Below are 16,146 nucleotides of genomic sequence, written 5' to 3' on the forward strand. Positions count from 1 at the left end.
CAGATTTGTCGCGCAGCTCAACCACGCGTCGTGCCTTTTCTCAGTGCCAGCTCTACATCAATAAAGCAAAAGCCCCGCGCAAGGCGGGGCTTTATATCAGGCGAATGCCGTCCGCAGACGGCATCGTCAGGCGATTACGCCTGGCCTTTCACTTCTTTCAGACCGTTGAACGGCGCTTTTGAACCCAGCGCTTCTTCAATACGGATCAGCTGATTGTACTTGGCAACGCGGTCAGAACGGCTCATAGAACCGGTTTTGATCTGGCCTGCTGCGGTACCGACCGCCAGGTCAGCGATGGTGGCGTCTTCGGTTTCACCTGAACGGTGTGAAATCACCGCGGTGTAGCCTGCGTCTTTCGCCATCTTGATCGCCGCCAGCGTTTCGGTCAGAGAACCGATCTGGTTGAATTTGATCAGGATAGAGTTAGCGATGCCTTTCTCGATGCCTTCTTTCAGGATTTTGGTGTTGGTAACGAACAGGTCGTCACCTACCAGCTGGATTTTGTCGCCCAGCACTTTGGTCTGGTAAGCGAAGCCGGTCCAGTCTGACTCGTCCAGGCCATCTTCGATAGAGACGATCGGGTACTGTTTGGTCAGATCTTCCAGGAAGTGAGTGAACTCTTCAGAGGTAAAGGCTTTGTTGCCTTCGCCAGCCAGCACATATTTGCCGTCTTTGTAGAATTCAGACGCTGCGCAGTCCATCGCCAGGGTGATGTCTTTGCCCAGCTCGTAGCCTGCTGCTTTTACCGCTTCCGCGATAACAGCCAGCGCTTCGGCGTTAGAGCCCAGGTTCGGCGCGTAGCCGCCTTCGTCGCCGACTGCGGTGTTCATGCCTTTCGCCTTCAGCACTTTCGCCAGGTGATGGAACACTTCAGAACCCATGCGGATCGCTTCTTTAACGCTGGAAGCGCCGACCGGCTGGATCATGAATTCCTGAATGTCGACGTTGTTGTCGGCGTGCTCACCACCGTTGATGATGTTCATCATCGGCAGCGGCATAGAGAATTTGCCCGGGGTGCCGTTCAGTTCAGCGATGTGCTCATACAGCGGCTGACCTTTAGAGGCTGCTGCTGCTTTCGCTGCTGCCAGGGAGACCGCCAGGATGGCGTTTGCGCCGAAGTTGGATTTGTTCTCAGTACCGTCCAGGTCGATCATGATCTTGTCGATGTTCGCCTGATCTTTCGCGTCTTTGCCTTTTACCGCATCCGCAATCGGACCGTTAACCGCAGCAACTGCTTTAGTTACGCCTTTGCCCAGGAAACGAGATTTGTCGCCGTCGCGCAGCTCCAGCGCTTCGCGTGAACCGGTAGAAGCGCCTGACGGTGCCGCTGCCAGACCAACAAAACCACCTTCCAGATGAACTTCCGCTTCTACAGTTGGGTTGCCGCGGGAGTCGATGATTTCGCGACCGATGACTTTAACGATTTTGGCCATTACGATTTTCCTCAGTACAAGTTAGTCAATCCTAAGACAAACAACGCGCGAGAAGTTCGCGCGTTGCTCGTGAAACTTACTTCGCTAAACGCTTCTGGTGATCCTGCGCGGCCTTAACAAAGCCGGCGAACAGCGGATGACCGTCACGCGGTGTTGACGTGAACTCCGGGTGGAACTGGCAAGCAACAAACCAGGGGTGGTTCGGGATCTCGATGATCTCAACCAGCTGGTCGTCGCCAGAACGTCCGGCAATGCGCAGTCCTGCGGCTTCAATCTGCTTCAGCAGCAGATTGTTGACTTCGTAGCGGTGGCGATGGCGCTCGACGATGGTATCGGAACCGTAGAGCTGACGCACTTTGCTGTCCGGCGTCAGCTGGCACTGCTGGCTGCCGAGGCGCATGGTGCCGCCCAGGTCGCTGGTTTCAGTGCGCTGTTCCACATTGCCGTTTTCATCGCGCCATTCGGTGATTAACGCTACCACCGGGTATTTACAGTCTGGCACAAATTCAGTGGAGTTGGCGCCTTCCATCCCGGCGACGTTGCGTGCGAACTCCATCAGCGCAACCTGCATGCCGAGACAGATGCCAAGATAAGGCACGTTATTTTCACGCGCGTACTGCGCGGTCATCAGCTTGCCTTCCACCCCGCGGTAGCCGAAGCCGCCCGGGATCAGAATCGCATCCAGATCTTTCAGAATTTCGACGCCGCGCGTCTCGACGTCCTGCGAGTCGATCAGCTTGATGTTTACCGTCACGCGGTTTTTCAGGCCGCCATGCTTCAGCGCTTCAATCACCGATTTGTACGCATCCGGCAGTTCGACATATTTGCCGACCATACCGATGGTCACTTCGCCGCCCGGGTTAGCCTCTTCGTAGATCACCTGTTCCCATTCGGACAGGTTGGCTTCCGGCGCGTTCAGATTAAAGCGTTTACAGATATAGTCATCCAGACCCTGCGATTTCAGCAGGCCCGGGATTTTATAGATGGAATCGACATCTTTCAGCGAAATTACCGCTTTTTCCGGCACGTTACAGAACAGCGCGATTTTGGCGCGTTCGTTCGCCGGTACGGCGCGGTCGGAGCGGCAGATCAGCACGTCCGGCTGGATGCCGATAGAGAGCAGCTCTTTAACGGAGTGCTGGGTCGGCTTGGTTTTCACCTCGCCTGCCGCCGCCATATAAGGCACCAGCGTCAGGTGCATATACATGGTGTGCTCGCGGCCGACGTCGACCGCCATCTGACGAATCGCTTCCAGGAACGGCAGCGACTCGATATCGCCAACGGTACCGCCGATCTCCACCAGAACGACGTCGTGACCTTCGCCGCCTTCGATAATACGTTCTTTGATGGCGTTGGTGATATGCGGAATAACCTGAATGGTCGCGCCGAGATAGTCGCCGCGGCGCTCTTTGCGCAGCACTTCAGAGTAGATACGGCCAGTGGTGAAGTTGTTGCGGCGCGTCATTTTAGTGCGAATGAAGCGCTCGTAGTGACCTAAATCCAAATCGGTTTCGGCCCCGTCGTCGGTGACGAATACTTCACCGTGTTGGGTAGGGCTCATGGTGCCCGGATCGACGTTGATATAGGGATCCAGCTTCATGATGGTCACGTTAAGACCACGTGCTTCGAGAATGGCTGCGAGGGAGGCTGCGGCAATGCCTTTACCCAGAGAGGAAACGACCCCGCCGGTCACAAAAATATAATTCGTTGTCATGCTGAACCTGAGAGTTTAGGTTTAAAGACGGTGGAATAACCAGGACGGGAAAACAGTATACCTGAAACCCCTGTCAGCCACAATTGATGAATCACCGCCATCCTCCAACGCATTGCAGCGGGTAACATAGCGGATAGCTGACAAGGAAATGTTGACGCAGGTCACAACTTTTTTCTTGCGCTGAATCGAGTAAGCGTGAACGGCTAAATAGTATGCACTGCTGGAATAATCAGCGTTTTTCTGCGGCTTTAACCTGCTGCCAGGCCGCCTCCATTTGCTCCAGCGTCGCCTCCGGCATGCTCAGACCCTGCGCGGCGATAATCGCCTCTACGGCGCGGAAGCGGCGCTCAAATTTGTCGTTCGCTTTTTGCAGCGCGGTTTCCGCCTTGCTGCCCAGATGGCGCGACAGATTGACCGTGGCGAACAGCAGATCGCCTATCTCCTCTTCCAGCTTGAGCGGATCGATGGTCGCCTGCTGCGCTTCGTGCATCACCTCGTCGATCTCTTCGTGCACCTTATCCAGCACCGGCCCGATGGAAGTCCAGTCAAAGCCGACGTTATGGCAGCGCTTCTGGATTTTATGGGCGCGCATCAGCGCCGGCAGCGCTTTAGGAATATCGTCGAGCGCCGAGTGCTGCGCCTTTTCTGCCCGCTCCGCGCCTTTGATCGCCTCCCAGTTCTTCAGCACCTCGGCGCTGTTCTCCACGCTGACGTCGCCGAAAATATGAGGATGGCGGCGCTCCAGCTTGTCGCTGATGGCGTCGCAGATATCGTCAAAGGTAAAGCGATCCTGCTCGCTCGCCATCTGCGCGTAGAACACCACCTGAAACAGCAGATCGCCCAGCTCGCCGCGCAGATCGTCGAAGTCTTCGCGCTGGATGGCATCCAGCACTTCATAGGTCTCTTCCAGCGTATAGGGGGCGATAGAGGCGAAAGTCTGCTCGCGATCCCACGGGCAGCCGCGTTGCGGATCGCGCAGGGTTTGCATAATGCCCAGCAGGCGATCGAGTGAGCTCATAATTAATCCTTTTAAAACACGGGACGAAAGTGCAGGGATGAGCGCGCGCTCATCCCGCAAAATCAGTGAAGACGTCGGGCGTCGATGATATCAGGCACCTGGTTCAGCCGCGACAGCACGCGGCCCAGTACCTGCTGATTGTAGATTTCAATATCCATATCGATCGTGGCCAGCTGCTTTCTGGTGTCGCTACGGCTGGAGACGCCCAGTACATTGACCTTCTCGTTGGCGAGGATGGTGGTGATATCGCGCAGCAGCCCGCTGCGATCGTTGGCGGTAACGCGCACCACCAGCGAGTAGCCGCTGGAGTAGCTTTCGCCCCACACCGCGTCAACGATGCGTTCCGGCGCATGAGCGGTCAGCTCCGCCAGCTGGTCGCAATCGGCGCGGTGAATAGAGATGCCGCGCCCCTGAGTGATAAAGCCGACGATATCGTCCCCTGGAATAGGCTGGCAGCAGCGCGCAATATGGTGCATCAGGTTGCCGACGCCTTCGACCACCACGCGGCCGCTCTCTTTACGCGACGGCGGCGAGTAGCTTTTCTGCGTCAGCTGGCGCAGCGCCTCGCGATCTTCCTCTTCCGCGCTCGGCTTGTTGAGCTTCGCCTGCAGGAAGTTCACCATCTGGTTAAGGCGAATATCGCCGCCGCCGATCGCCGCCAGCAGTTCATCCAGCGAGGTGACGTTATAGCGCGGCAGCAGCAGTTTTTCCGCTTCGCGCAGGCTGATATCAAGCTGGTTGAGTTCGCTGTCGAGGATCTGACGCCCCGCGGCGATATTTTTGTCGCGATCCTGCTTGCGGAACCAGTTATGGATCTTGGCGCGCCCGCGGCTGGTGGTGATATAGCCGAGGTTCGGATTCAGCCAGTCGCGGCTCGGGTTCGGCTGCTTCTGGGTAATGACTTCGACCTGATCGCCCATCTGCAGCTGATAGGTAAAGGGCACGATGCGGCCGCCGATCTTGGCGCCGATGCAGCGGTGGCCGATATCGCTGTGAATATGGTAGGCGAAGTCGAGAGGCGTAGAGCCTGCAGGCAGATCCACCACGTCGCCTTTTGGGGTAAAGACATAAACGCGATCGTCGAACACCTGGCTGCGCACCTCTTCCAGCATCTCGCCAGAGTCGGACATCTCTTCCTGCCAGGCGATCAGCTTACGCAGCCAGGCGATGCGCTCTTCGTGTCCGGAGGCGCCGCGCGCGCTGCCGGTGGTCGGCCCCTCTTTATATTTCCAGTGCGCGGCCACGCCCAGCTCCGCGTCTTCATGCATCTGACGGGTACGGATCTGGATTTCCACGGTTTTGCCTTTCGGCCCGAGCACCACGGTATGGATCGACTGATAGCCGTTCGGCTTGGGATTGGCGACATAGTCGTCAAACTCTGCCGGCAGATGGCGATAGAGCGTATGCACGATGCCGAGCGCGCCGTAGCAGTCCTGCAGGCGCTCGGCGACGATGCGCACCGCGCGCACGTCAAACAGCTCATCAAACGCCAGCGACTTCTTCTGCATCTTGCGCCAGATGCTGTAGATATGTTTCGGTCGGCCGTAAACCTCGGCGCGCACGCCCTCTTTCACCATCTCTTTGCGCAGCGAATCGACAAAGTTTTCGATGTACTGTTCGCGATCGATGCGGCGCTCGTGCAGCAGTTTGGCGATGCGTTTGTATTCGTCAGGGTGCAGATAGCGGAAGCAGTAATCCTCCAGCTCCCATTTCAGCTGGCCGATGCCGAGCCGGTTAGCGAGCGGCGCATAGATATTGGTGCTCTCTTTCGCCGCCAGCACGCGCTCATCTTCCGGCGCGTCTTTCATTTCGCGCAGGTTCATGATGCGTTCTGCCAGCTTAATCACCACGCAGCGGAAATCTTCCACCATCGCCAGCAGCATGCGGCGCACGTTGTCTACCTGCTCGGAGGCCATCGAGTCGTTGTGGATCGCTTTGAGCTGACGAATGGCGTCCATATCGCGCACGCCGTGTACCAGCGTGACGATGCCGCTGCCGAAGGTTTCGCTCAGCTCCTCTTCGCTCACCACTTCCGCATTCGCCAGCGGGAAGATCAGCGCGGCGCAGGAGCTTTCGATATCCATGCTGAGCATCGACAGGATCTCCACCATTTCGATGCCGCGCCAGAGCAGCAACGACTGATCGGGGTGATCTTTCGTCTGCGCTTCGCAATAGCGCCAGGTCTCAGCGATGCGTTCACATGATTGCGGGTTGGCAATGCCAAGAGTGGCGATCCACTGATCGAGAGCGAACTCTCCTGCCGTATTTAAATGCGCACTTCTGACCGCAACCATATCCTCTCCTGCCACAGCAGCATCAATTGCCGCTTATGTTTTACTGAACAGCACCATGGATTCGAGATGACGGGTATGAGGGAACATATCCAGCATCGCGACCCTTTCCAGATGGTAGCCCGCCGACAGCAATGTCTGGCTGTCGCGAGCAAGCGTTGTGGGATTACACGAAACATAGACCACGCGCTCAGGCGCAAGTTTAACCACATGCCCCATTACGCCCGCGGCCCCGGCGCGCGCCGGATCGAGCAATACCTTGTTAAATCCTTGCGCCGCCCACGGCTGACGCGCAACGTCTTCCTCCAGGTTGTGCTGGAAAAAGCGGACATTTTTAAGATTATTCAGCTGCGCATTATACGCTGCCTGTCGCACTAATGCTGCAACGCCCTCCACACCCACAACATTTTGTACGAATTTTCCTACAGGGATCGTAAAGTTTCCCATGCCGCAAAAAAGATCCAGCACGCGGTCTTCCGGCTGAAGATCGAGCCAGTCTAGCGCCTGCGCCACCATCTGCTGGTTAACGGCGTCGTTAACCTGAATAAAGTCCTGTGGACTAAAAGTGAGCCGCACATCCCCGGAGTGGTAAAAGGGTTCGTCGCCGCGCACCTGCTCCAGCTCATCGCCGCCGCTGTCCAGAAACAGCATCAGGTTGTGCTCATGCGAAAAGCGTTCCAGTTTTTCCCGGTCGGTGGCGTGCAGCGCATCCAGATGGCGCAGCACCATCAGCGGGCCGTTGTCCGCCAGCACCAGCTCGATGTGTCCCAGCCGGCTGGCTCCCTTCAGCGCGCTGAGAGAGTCGCGCAGCGGCAGCAGCAACGCCTCAAGTTCGGGCGCCAGAATGGGGCATTCGCGAATCGCCACCAGATCGTTGCTCGCCTCCTGGCGAAACCCCATCTGCAGCTCGCGCGTTTTAGGCTGCCACTGTAAACCAAGCCGTGCGCGACGACGGTAGCCCCAGGCAGGCCCGGCGAGGATCTCATCCACCGCGACAGTGCGCTGCGCCGCCTGGCTCAGCATGCGCGACAGCGCCGCCGCTTTGCTGCGCTGCTGTAGCGGCTCAGCGGCGTGCTGCTGCTGACAGCCGCCACAGCGGGTAAAGTGCGGACAGCGCGGCTTGACGCGCTCCGGGCTGGTGCTTAACAGCCGCGTCGCTTTGCCGCGCGCGTACTGACGTTTCTCCTCCACCAGCGTCACTTCCGCCTGCTCGCCGGGCAGCGCGCCGCTGATAAACAGGGTTTTGCCCTGATGCCGCGCCACGCCCTGACCAAAGGGATCGAGCTCGTCCACGGTGACGGTGATGCGTTGCTTAGTCGTCACGCGCTGTTTTGCGGAGTAAAATTGCGCCATAGTGTTTTACATTCTCAATAAAAATTCAGCGTGCGCGCGCTTCAACGCGGCACAGGGATAACGGGCTGGCAAAAGCCGACGACTATTATGACGAAATACAGCCTGCGGGCGCGAATGATGATTTTAATACTGGCGCCGACCTTAATGATTGGGCTGCTGCTCAGCTCCTTTTTCGTGGTGCATCGCTACAACGAACTGCAGTCTCAGGTGGTGGAAGCAGGCGCCAGCATTATCGAGCCGCTGGCGGTCTCCAGCGAATACAGTATGACCTGGCACGATCGCGACGCCATGCGCGCGCTGGTCAGCCTGCTGCACCGCCGCCACTCCGATATTGTCCGCGCCATTTCGGTGTTCGACAATAATAACCGTCTCTACGTCACGTCGAATAACAACCAGAACCTGAGTTTGCTGCAAAAAGAGGATATCCGCGCGCTGCCTGATGAGGTTTCGATGGAGCGCCACGGCACGCTGCTGATTTTACGCACGCCGATTACGCCTGAACACCATGCGGTGGATGAGCTATCCAGCGAAGAAGCCAAACCGGCGGGCAACCCGCTGGGCTACGTGGCGATAGAGCTTGATCTCCAGTCGGTACGCCTGCAGCAGTATAAAGAGGTGTTCGTCGCGACCCTGATGCTGCTGTTTTGCCTTTGCATCGCCATGCTGTTCGCCTACCGCCTGATGCGCGACGTTACCGGCCCAATCCGCAATATGGTCACCACCGTCGACCGCATTCGCCGCGGCCAGCTCGACAGCCGCGTCGAGGGCTATATGCTGGGCGAGCTGAGCATCCTGAAAAACGGTATCAACGCGATGGCGATGTCGCTCACCGCCTACCATGAAGAGATGCAGCACAATATCGATCAGGCGACCTGGGACCTGCGGGAAACCCTGGAGCAGCTGGAAATTCAAAACGTCGAGCTGGATCTGGCGAAAAAACGCGCTCAGGAAGCGGCGCGCATCAAGTCGGAGTTCCTCGCCAATATGTCCCATGAGCTGCGCACCCCGCTTAACGGCGTGATTGGCTTTACCCGCCAGATGCTGAAAACGCCCCTCAGCACCACGCAGCGCGACTATATGCACACCATAGAGCGTTCGGCCAATAATTTACTCAGCATTATCAACGATGTGCTTGACTTCTCTAAACTGGAGGCGGGCAAGCTGGTGCTGGAGTCTATCCCCTTCCCGCTGCGCGCCACGCTGGACGAAACCATTGTGCTGCTGGCGCCCTCGGCGCATGAGAAAGGGCTGGAAATGACGGTGCTGTGCGACTGCAGCGTGCCGGATAACGTCATCGGCGATCCGCTGCGCCTGCAGCAAATCCTGATTAACCTGCTGGGCAACGCCATTAAATTTACCGAGCGCGGCACCATCGATCTGCGCGTCGAACAGCGCAACGTCAGCGCCACGCGCGTCGAGCTGGAGATTCAGGTGCACGACTCTGGCATCGGCATTTCCGAACATCAGCAGACGCAGCTGTTTCAGGCGTTTCGCCAGGCTGACGCCAGCATCTCTCGCCGTCACGGCGGCACCGGGCTGGGGCTGGTGATCACGCAAAAACTGGTCAGCGAAATGGGCGGCGAAATCGCCTTTCACAGCCGCGTCAATGAAGGGTCAACCTTCTGGGTGCGGATACAGCTCGACCTTAATCCCAACGCTCCGACGCTGCCGCGCGCGCTCGACGCCCTGTCGCGTTCGCGCATGGCCTACGTAGAGGCGCACGCCGCTTCCGCCGAGGCGGCGCTGAAGATGCTGCGCGTCACGCCGCTGCAGGTTGAATACAGCGAAACGCTGGCGGGCCTGCGCGAACCGCACTATCCGCTGCTGCTGGTGGGGCTGCCAATCGATATCACGCAGCAGGAGCTGCTGGATGATGCCTTTATCGACGCCCTGCTCAATCGTGCCGACTGCGTGCTGCTGGCGTTGCCGAGCGCCATGATGCTGCTGGCGGACCGACTCAAGGTGCGCGGCATTCACGGCTGCATCACTAAGCCGGTTTCCACCACGCGTCTGCTGCCGCTGCTGGCCGATCTGCATACGCGCCAGCGCAGCGAACTGCCTGACAGCGTGCGCCTGCCGCTGCGGGTTATGGCGGTGGACGATAACCCCGCTAACCTCAAGCTGATCGGCGCGCTGCTGGAGGAGCAGGTGCAGCACATTCTGTTGTGCAACAACGCCGAGCAGGCGATCGCCGCCGCACGCGAGCAGCCGCTGGATATTATCCTGATGGATATTCAGATGCCGGAGATTGACGGCATTCGCGCCAGCGAAATCATTCGCGGCCTGCCGCTGCACGCCAGCACGCCGATAGTGGCAGTCACGGCACACGCCATCGACGGCGAGCGCGAACATCTGATTAAAGCCGGTATGAACGACTATCTGGCGAAACCGATCGACGAAAGCCGGCTCAGTCAGTTGCTGGCGCGATACAGCCCGCCGCTGCCTGCGCTGCTGCCGCCGGTGCCTGCTGTTTCGCCGTCGCTCGACTGGGAGCTGGCGCTGCGTCAGGCGGCGAACAAACCCGATCTGGCGCGCGATATGCTGAAGATGCTGCTCGACTTCCTGCCCGAAGTGCACGAAAAGCTTGATGCTTTTATGGCGGCACACGACGTGCAGGGATTACGCGAGATTATCCATAAGCTCCACGGCAGCGCCAGCTACAGCGGCGTGCCGCGCATGAAGCAGCTCTGCCGCCAGCTGGAGCAGAACCTGCGTCAGAGCGACGATATCGACGCGCTGGAGCCGGAGCTGCTGGAGTTGCAGGACGAGATGGAAAACGTGGCGCGCGAGGCGCGGCGGCTGCTGGGGCACTCACTGGAACAGCCACCTGTTTAAATGTGTATATTTTTTAGGCGGAAAACGCTATATTCCGTACACGTGCCACTACACGTGTACGGAGAGATAAGCATGAGCATTTCAGCAGGTCGCCTTAAAAAAACGGTAAGCGTTACGCTTGAGCCTGCTCTTCTTGAGCAGGCTCGTAGCGAAGGAATTAATCTTTCTGCTACTTTAACGGAGGCGTTAAAACGTGAAATCAAAAAAGCGGAAGCCGAAAAGTGGAAGCAGGAAAACAAACGCGCCATTGAAGAGTTAAATCGCATTACAGACGAACATGGCTTGTTGTCGGATGATTACAGGACGTTTTAAGTATGCAATTTACTGTTTACCAAAATAATGGAAATAGCCGGGACTATCCTTTTTTGCTCGATATCCAGAGCGATATAATTGATGATTTGAACACCCGCCTGGCTATTCCCCTTTATCCTCTAGCCAGCTTGCGCAGCCAGACTCCACTTCGCTTAACCCCTCTTCTGGAAATTAACGGTGAGCCTTATTTGTTATTAACACATGCAATGGCGAGCGTTCGCAAAGCACAGCTTGGCGCAGAAGTTTGTAGCGTTGAGCAATATCGCTATCAAATTAAATCAGCTATCGATTTTCTACTGGATGGGTTTTAAAAAAGTACAAGCGCAGCAATTCATCTCTTTTTTAACACTGAGATGAATTGCTGCCTGCTAACGTGACGCTTGTTTTTTCGGCCGCCATATCCACAGCACCGCAATCGCCAGCGCAAACAGCGCGCCGAAGCCGATGCCGGTCGCGACCGCGGGCGCGCCCGCCTTCACCGCCAGCGTATACAGCCCCAGCATCACCAGCATGGCGATATTCTCGCCGAAGTTCTGCACCGCAATCGCATTGCCTGCGCCGACGCTCGCCTTGCCGCGCGCCTGCAATACGGCGTTGAGCGGCACCACGAAAAAGCCGCCCAGCGCGCCTATCACCATCAGCAGCAGGTAAGCATTCACCAGCGAATGCTGCAGAGAGAAGATCACCACCATCACGCCAATCAGCACGCCAGCGGGCATACAGCGCCGCACCGTCTCCAGCGTCACCAGCTTCGCCGCCGCGCCCGCGCCAACCACGATGCCAATCGCCACCATGGCATTGAGCGTGGTCGGCGTGGTGTTGTCGTTGATGCCGAGCGCCACCGGCACCCACAGTACCAGCAGGAAGCGCAGCGTCACGCCCGCGCCCCAGAACAGGCTGGTGCCGAGGATAGAAAAGCGCGTCTCCGCGTTATGCCACAGCAGACTGCACGCCTGGAAAAAACGGCGCAGCATCGCGGCGGGGTTCCAGCTCTGCCCCGCCCGCGCCGCCGCCAGCTTCGGAATAAAGAGGTTCGCCGCCACCGCCGCCGCGTAGGTAACCGCGCACGCCGCCAGCGCCGCCAGCAGGCTCCAGTCGGCGAGCGCGCCGCCCGATACCGACCCCAGCAGGATCGCGGCGATGGTGGAGCTCTCCATCATGCCGTTGGCTTTCACCAGCTTCTCGCCGGAGGTCAGCTCGGTAAGGATGCCGTACTTGGCGGGTGAGTAGGCCGCCGCGCCGATGCCTACCAGCGTATAGCCCACGAAAGGATTAAAGCCGAAGCAGATCAGCAGCGCGCCCAGCAGCTTCAGGCTGTTGGCGAACATCATCACCCGGCCTTTGGCGAAGCTGTCCGCCAGCTGGCCGACAAAGGGCGCCAGCAAAATATAGGCCGCGACGAACAGCATCTGCATCACCGGCTGGCTCCAGTCGGGATAAAGCTCGCTTTTCAGCAGCGCCAGGGTGGCGAAGAGCAGCGCATTGTCGCCAAAGGCGGAAAAGAACTGCGCGCCCATAACCGCCAGCATCCCGCGCGACGTCAGCGACATCTCCTGCGTATTCAGCGTGTTCATGCCTGCTCCTCTTCCGCCATTTTTTTCAGGCTGACATAGTCCGGCTTGCCGCTGCCCAGCATCGGCAGCTGTTTCAATACGCGGATATCACGCGGGACGGCAAGCTCCGGCGCGCCCAGCTCGCGCGCCGCCTTTTGCAGCCCGTCGCGTTTCAGGTCGCCGTCGGTGGTAAAGAGCACCAGCGCTTCGCCGCGGTTGCCGTCTGCGCGCAGCGACGCCGCATGCTGTTTTTCCGGCGACGCTTTCAGAGCGATCTGCTCGACGCTCTCCAGCGACACCATCTCGCCCGCGATTTTGGCGAAGCGTTTGGCGCGTCCCTGAATCTGGCAGAAGCCGCCCTCGTCAAAGCTGACGATATCGCCGGTATCGTACCAGCCCGCCTCCATCTGACCCTCGCCGTTGTCGGCGGCGGGCGCTTCCAGCACGCCGGGGTTTTCGACGCGCAGATAACCTTTCATGATGTTGGGCCCGCGCAGCTGCAGTCGCCCGCCCTGCTCAATGCCTTCAACCGACATCAGGCGCGAATCCATGCCCGGCAGAATGCGGCCGACGGTATGCGCTTTCGCCGCCATCGGTACGTTGATCGCCACCACCGGCGCGCATTCGGTCACGCCGTAGCCTTCAAGGATACGGATGCCATATTTCTCCATATAGATCTGGCGCGTCGCTTCCTGCAGCTTCTCCGCCCCCGCCACGACGTAGCGCAGACGCGCAAAATCGTAAGGTGCGGCAAAGCGCGCGTAGTTGCCGAGGAAGGTCGAGGTTCCGAACAGCACAGTACAGTTGCGGTCATAAACCAGCTCCGGCACGATGCGGTAGTGCAGCGGGCTGGGATAGAGAAACACCTGCGCGCCGGTCATTAGCGGCGTAAACAGACCGACCGTCAGGCCAAAGGCGTGGAACAGCGGCAGCGCCGACATAAATTTATCGCGCGGGGTAAAATCCGCCACGGTGCGGATCTGCTCCACATTCGCCAGCAGGCTTTTATGGGAATGCACCACCCCTTTCGGATTGCCCTCCGAGCCGGAGGTAAACAGCACCATCGCCGCCTCTTCCGGCTGCTGCGCCACCTGCGCGCGGCGCGGGAACAGCAGATGCGCCAGGATCCAGAGTTTATCCTGCGTCGTCACGCTGCCGCGCAGATCCTCCAGGTAGATCCATTCGATATCGCTCAGCCCCTGCGGCAGATGCCAGAGGTTGCCCTTCTCAAGGAACTGACGCGAGGTAAAAATGGTTTTGACCTGCGACGCGGTCAGCGCCGCGCGCATGCCGTTTACTCCGGCGGTGTAGTTGAGCATGGCCGGAACGCGGCCGCGCAGCGAGGCGCCAAGGATCGCCGCCGCCGTTACCGTGGTGTTGGGCAGCAGCAGGCCGACAATCTCGCCCGGCTGGCTGTAGCGCTCAAGAATACGCCCGACGCCGAGCGCCTTTTTCAGCAGTCCGGTATAGCTGTCGGGCTTCAGGTTAACGTCTTCGATGCAGCGCTTGAACGCCCCGTAGCGGGTACGGGCGCTGAGGAAGGCTTCAAACAGCGTTTCACGCGGGCGCACCGCCATGCGCGCCTCCATCATAATATGGTGGAGGTGTTCGCCCGCCAGCTGACGGCGTTCGCGCGCGCGCTTCGCTTCCGGCATCGGAATGCGGGTGGCGGGCAGCAGCGTCAGCGTGATGCGGGGAAAAAGGCGGCGCTTAAAGATGCCGGCCAGGCGGCCAAAGGGGGTGTACTCCGCACCCTCGATGCGCATCGGCACCACGCTGGCCTGCGATCGGGCGGCGACAAAACCGGCGCCGCTGTAGATCTTCATCAGCGAGCCGGTAACGGTGATGCGCCCTTCCGGGAAGATCACCACCGGACGGCCGCTGTCGATCAGCCGCACCAGCTGCTTGATCGACATCGGACGGGTCGGATCGAGCGGAACGAAGTCGATCAGCGGCTTCACCAGGCGCATATACCACTGCTCGCTGACGGAGGAGTAGACCGCGAAAACCGGCCTGATCGGCAGAAACAGCGCCAGCAGCACGCCGTCAAGAAAAGACATATGATTCGGCGCGATCAGCACTTTTTCCTGATGCAGCGCAGCGGTGTCGCCGCGCAGTTCCACCCGCCACAGCAGGCGGCAGACCAGACGTAAAAATGTAAATAACATGCCAGCTCCATAGCATCGCTAAAAAGGTTCCTAACGATGCAGGATCTGACGTCGTTCGACAAGCGTAAAGGCGCGATTTAAGGCGTCGCCTGCCATCCGCCGCCGAGCGCAGCGATCAGCGCTACGCTGGTGACCCACTGCGTGCTTTGCAGCGTCAGCAGGCTCTGCTGCTCGCTGAGGCTGCTGGTCTCAGTGGTGGCGACATCGAGATAGTCGATCATTCCCGCTTCATACTGGTTGCGCGTCACGCGCGCCGACTCGCGCGCGGCGTCGCTGGCGCGCTGCTGCGCCGCCAGCTCGTTGTTTAGCGTAGCCAGCTCCACCAGATAGTCCTCTACTTCCTGCATCGCCGTCAGCACCGCGAGACGATAGCTGGCGACGCTGGCGTCATACGCGGCGCGCGCCTGCTCCACCTTCGCCGAGGTGGCGCCGAAATCGAGCAGCGTGCCGCTCAGATCGGGGCCGAGCGACCAGACGCGCCAGGGCAGTGAGAAAAGATTATGCAGCGCCGAGGCGCTGGTGCCGCCGCTGGCGCTCAGCGTCAGGTCGGGATAGTAACCGGCAATGGCCACGCCGACGGCGGCGTTGGCCGCCGCGACGTTGCGCTCGGCATAGGCGATATCGGGACGGCGCTGCAGCAGCTGCGACGGCAGCGCCTGCGGCAGCGGCGGCAGCGTCGCGTTCAGCTTCGCGACCGGCAGGCTGAATTCGGCGGGCGTTTTCCCCACCAGCAGCGCGATGGCGTGCTCCAGCTGGGCGCGCTGCCACTGGTAGTCAAGCGCCGAGGCGCGGGCGCTCTCCAGCTGCATCTGCGCCTGCGCCAGCGTGGCGCGTGACTCGCTGCCGGCCTGGTATTTATTCTCGATCACCTTCAGATAGCGCTCATAGGCCGCAATGCTCTGCTGATAGAGCGCGATCTTCTCATCCATAATGCGCAGCTGAAAGTAGTCCTGCGCCAGCTCCGACTGGGCGCTGAGCGTTACGTTCGCCAGCTCGGCGGCGCTCGCCTCGGCGCTGGCGGCGTTCTCTTCACGGGTGCGGCGCAGTTTGCCCCACAGATCCAGCTCCCAGCTGGCGCTCAGCTGCGCCGAATTGCTGTTGATGGTGCTGCGCGCGCCGCTGTTCGCGGAGCGGGTGCCGCTGCGCGTGCCGCTGACGTCATAGCCGAGCGTCGGAAAGAGCGCGGCGCGCGACTGGGCGGCCAGCGCCTGGGCTTCGCGGTACTGAGCGGCGTAGCTGGCGACATTCTGGTTGGAGATGCTGACCTGCTGCAGCAGGCTGCTCAGGGTGGCGTCATGATAGACCGCCCACCATTCGCCTTTGCTCTGGTCGTCCTGCGGCGTGGCGCGCTGCCAGCCTTTGGCCTCTTTATAGTGCAGCGGCACGCTGGCGGCGGGACGCTGATAGTCGGGGCCGACGGCGCAGCCGCCAAGCAGCAGCAGTAAAGCGAGAGAAACTTTTTTCATGGA

The 16,146-nt window shown here is 59.6% G+C and carries 11 protein-coding genes; 3 read left to right on the plus strand and 8 right to left on the minus strand.

Going from position 1 to position 16,146, the window contains the following annotated elements; translation table 11 throughout:
- Positions 1-134: 134 nt before the first annotated feature.
- The 5 genes from eno to rlmD all read right to left on the minus strand — a co-directional run bounded on the left by eno (position 135) and on the right by rlmD (position 7,809).
- Complete coding sequence (gene eno / locus B3797_RS03785; RefSeq protein WP_120454447.1) at positions 135-1,433, minus strand: phosphopyruvate hydratase; 1,299 nt, start codon at positions 1,431-1,433, stop codon at positions 135-137.
- Positions 1,434-1,509: 76 nt separating this feature from the next.
- Complete coding sequence (gene pyrG, locus B3797_RS03790) at positions 1,510-3,147, minus strand: glutamine hydrolyzing CTP synthase (RefSeq protein WP_311783923.1); 1,638 nt, start codon at positions 3,145-3,147, stop codon at positions 1,510-1,512.
- Between the two features lie 229 nt (positions 3,148-3,376).
- Positions 3,377-4,165 (minus strand): nucleoside triphosphate pyrophosphohydrolase, encoded by a 789-nt coding sequence (mazG, locus tag B3797_RS03795; RefSeq protein WP_311790429.1) that lies wholly within the window; start codon positions 4,163-4,165, stop codon positions 3,377-3,379.
- Between the two features lie 62 nt (positions 4,166-4,227).
- Positions 4,228-6,459 carry a GTP diphosphokinase gene (gene relA / locus B3797_RS03800; RefSeq protein ID WP_311790430.1) on the minus strand — a complete coding sequence of 744 codons (2,232 nt, stop codon included), beginning with the start codon at positions 6,457-6,459 and terminating at the stop codon, positions 4,228-4,230.
- Positions 6,460-6,492: 33 nt separating this feature from the next.
- The gene (rlmD, locus tag B3797_RS03805; RefSeq protein ID WP_311790431.1) at positions 6,493-7,809 is read right to left on the minus strand and encodes a 23S rRNA (uracil(1939)-C(5))-methyltransferase RlmD; all 1,317 of its coding nucleotides are present in this window, start codon (positions 7,807-7,809) and stop codon (positions 6,493-6,495) included.
- Between the two features lie 87 nt (positions 7,810-7,896).
- Here rlmD and barA point away from each other — a divergent pair, with 87 nt between their 5' ends.
- From barA to B3797_RS03820, 3 genes are all read left to right on the plus strand, one after another.
- Entirely contained in the window at positions 7,897-10,644 is a 2,748-nt protein-coding gene (gene barA, locus B3797_RS03810) for a two-component sensor histidine kinase BarA (RefSeq protein ID WP_311790432.1), read from the plus strand.
- Between the two features lie 72 nt (positions 10,645-10,716).
- Positions 10,717-10,956, plus strand: a complete 240-nt coding sequence (locus tag B3797_RS03815) for a type II toxin-antitoxin system CcdA family antitoxin (protein ID WP_311783918.1) — start codon at positions 10,717-10,719, stop codon at positions 10,954-10,956.
- Positions 10,957-10,958: 2 nt separating this feature from the next.
- The gene (locus B3797_RS03820; RefSeq protein ID WP_311790433.1) at positions 10,959-11,267 is read left to right on the plus strand and encodes a CcdB family protein; all 309 of its coding nucleotides are present in this window, start codon (positions 10,959-10,961) and stop codon (positions 11,265-11,267) included.
- A gap of 57 nt (positions 11,268-11,324) precedes the next feature.
- Here B3797_RS03820 and lplT read toward each other — a convergent pair whose 3' ends face one another.
- The 3 genes from lplT to B3797_RS03835 form a co-directional block, all read right to left on the minus strand.
- The gene (lplT, locus tag B3797_RS03825) at positions 11,325-12,530 is read right to left on the minus strand and encodes a lysophospholipid transporter LplT (RefSeq protein WP_311790434.1); all 1,206 of its coding nucleotides are present in this window, start codon (positions 12,528-12,530) and stop codon (positions 11,325-11,327) included.
- Positions 12,527-14,677, minus strand: coding sequence for a bifunctional acyl-ACP--phospholipid O-acyltransferase/long-chain-fatty-acid--ACP ligase (aas, locus tag B3797_RS03830; RefSeq protein ID WP_311783915.1), 2,151 nt, complete (start codon positions 14,675-14,677; stop codon positions 12,527-12,529). Before aas ends, lplT begins: the two co-directional genes overlap by 4 nt.
- Before the next feature lie 77 nt (positions 14,678-14,754).
- On the minus strand, positions 14,755-16,143 hold the full coding sequence (locus B3797_RS03835; RefSeq protein WP_311790435.1) for an efflux transporter outer membrane subunit: 1,389 nt from the start codon (positions 16,141-16,143) through the stop codon (positions 14,755-14,757).
- Positions 16,144-16,146 lie beyond the last annotated feature (3 nt).

Origin of the sequence: Pantoea sp. UBA5923 (assembly GCF_002431095.1) — a bacterium.
Classification (GTDB): domain Bacteria; phylum Pseudomonadota; class Gammaproteobacteria; order Enterobacterales; family Enterobacteriaceae; genus Pantoea; species Pantoea piersonii.

Excerpts from the sequence above, each read along its gene's own strand:
- aas (WP_311783915.1), bottom strand. The coding sequence starts at position 14,677 with ATGTTATTTACATTTTTACGTCTGGTCTGCCGCCTGCTGTGGCGGGTG.
- barA (WP_311790432.1), top strand. The coding sequence starts at position 7,897 with ATGACGAAATACAGCCTGCGGGCGCGAATGATGATTTTAATACTGGCG.
- pyrG (WP_311783923.1), bottom strand. The coding sequence starts at position 3,147 with ATGACAACGAATTATATTTTTGTGACCGGCGGGGTCGTTTCCTCTCTG.
- B3797_RS03815 (WP_311783918.1), top strand. The coding sequence starts at position 10,717 with ATGAGCATTTCAGCAGGTCGCCTTAAAAAAACGGTAAGCGTTACGCTT.
- relA (WP_311790430.1), bottom strand. The coding sequence starts at position 6,459 with ATGGTTGCGGTCAGAAGTGCGCATTTAAATACGGCAGGAGAGTTCGCT.
- rlmD (WP_311790431.1), bottom strand. The coding sequence starts at position 7,809 with ATGGCGCAATTTTACTCCGCAAAACAGCGCGTGACGACTAAGCAACGC.
- mazG (WP_311790429.1), bottom strand. The coding sequence starts at position 4,165 with ATGAGCTCACTCGATCGCCTGCTGGGCATTATGCAAACCCTGCGCGAT.
- B3797_RS03835 (WP_311790435.1), bottom strand. The coding sequence starts at position 16,143 with ATGAAAAAAGTTTCTCTCGCTTTACTGCTGCTGCTTGGCGGCTGCGCC.
- eno (WP_120454447.1), bottom strand. The coding sequence starts at position 1,433 with ATGGCCAAAATCGTTAAAGTCATCGGTCGCGAAATCATCGACTCCCGC.
- B3797_RS03820 (WP_311790433.1), top strand. The coding sequence starts at position 10,959 with ATGCAATTTACTGTTTACCAAAATAATGGAAATAGCCGGGACTATCCT.
- lplT (WP_311790434.1), bottom strand. The coding sequence starts at position 12,530 with ATGAACACGCTGAATACGCAGGAGATGTCGCTGACGTCGCGCGGGATG.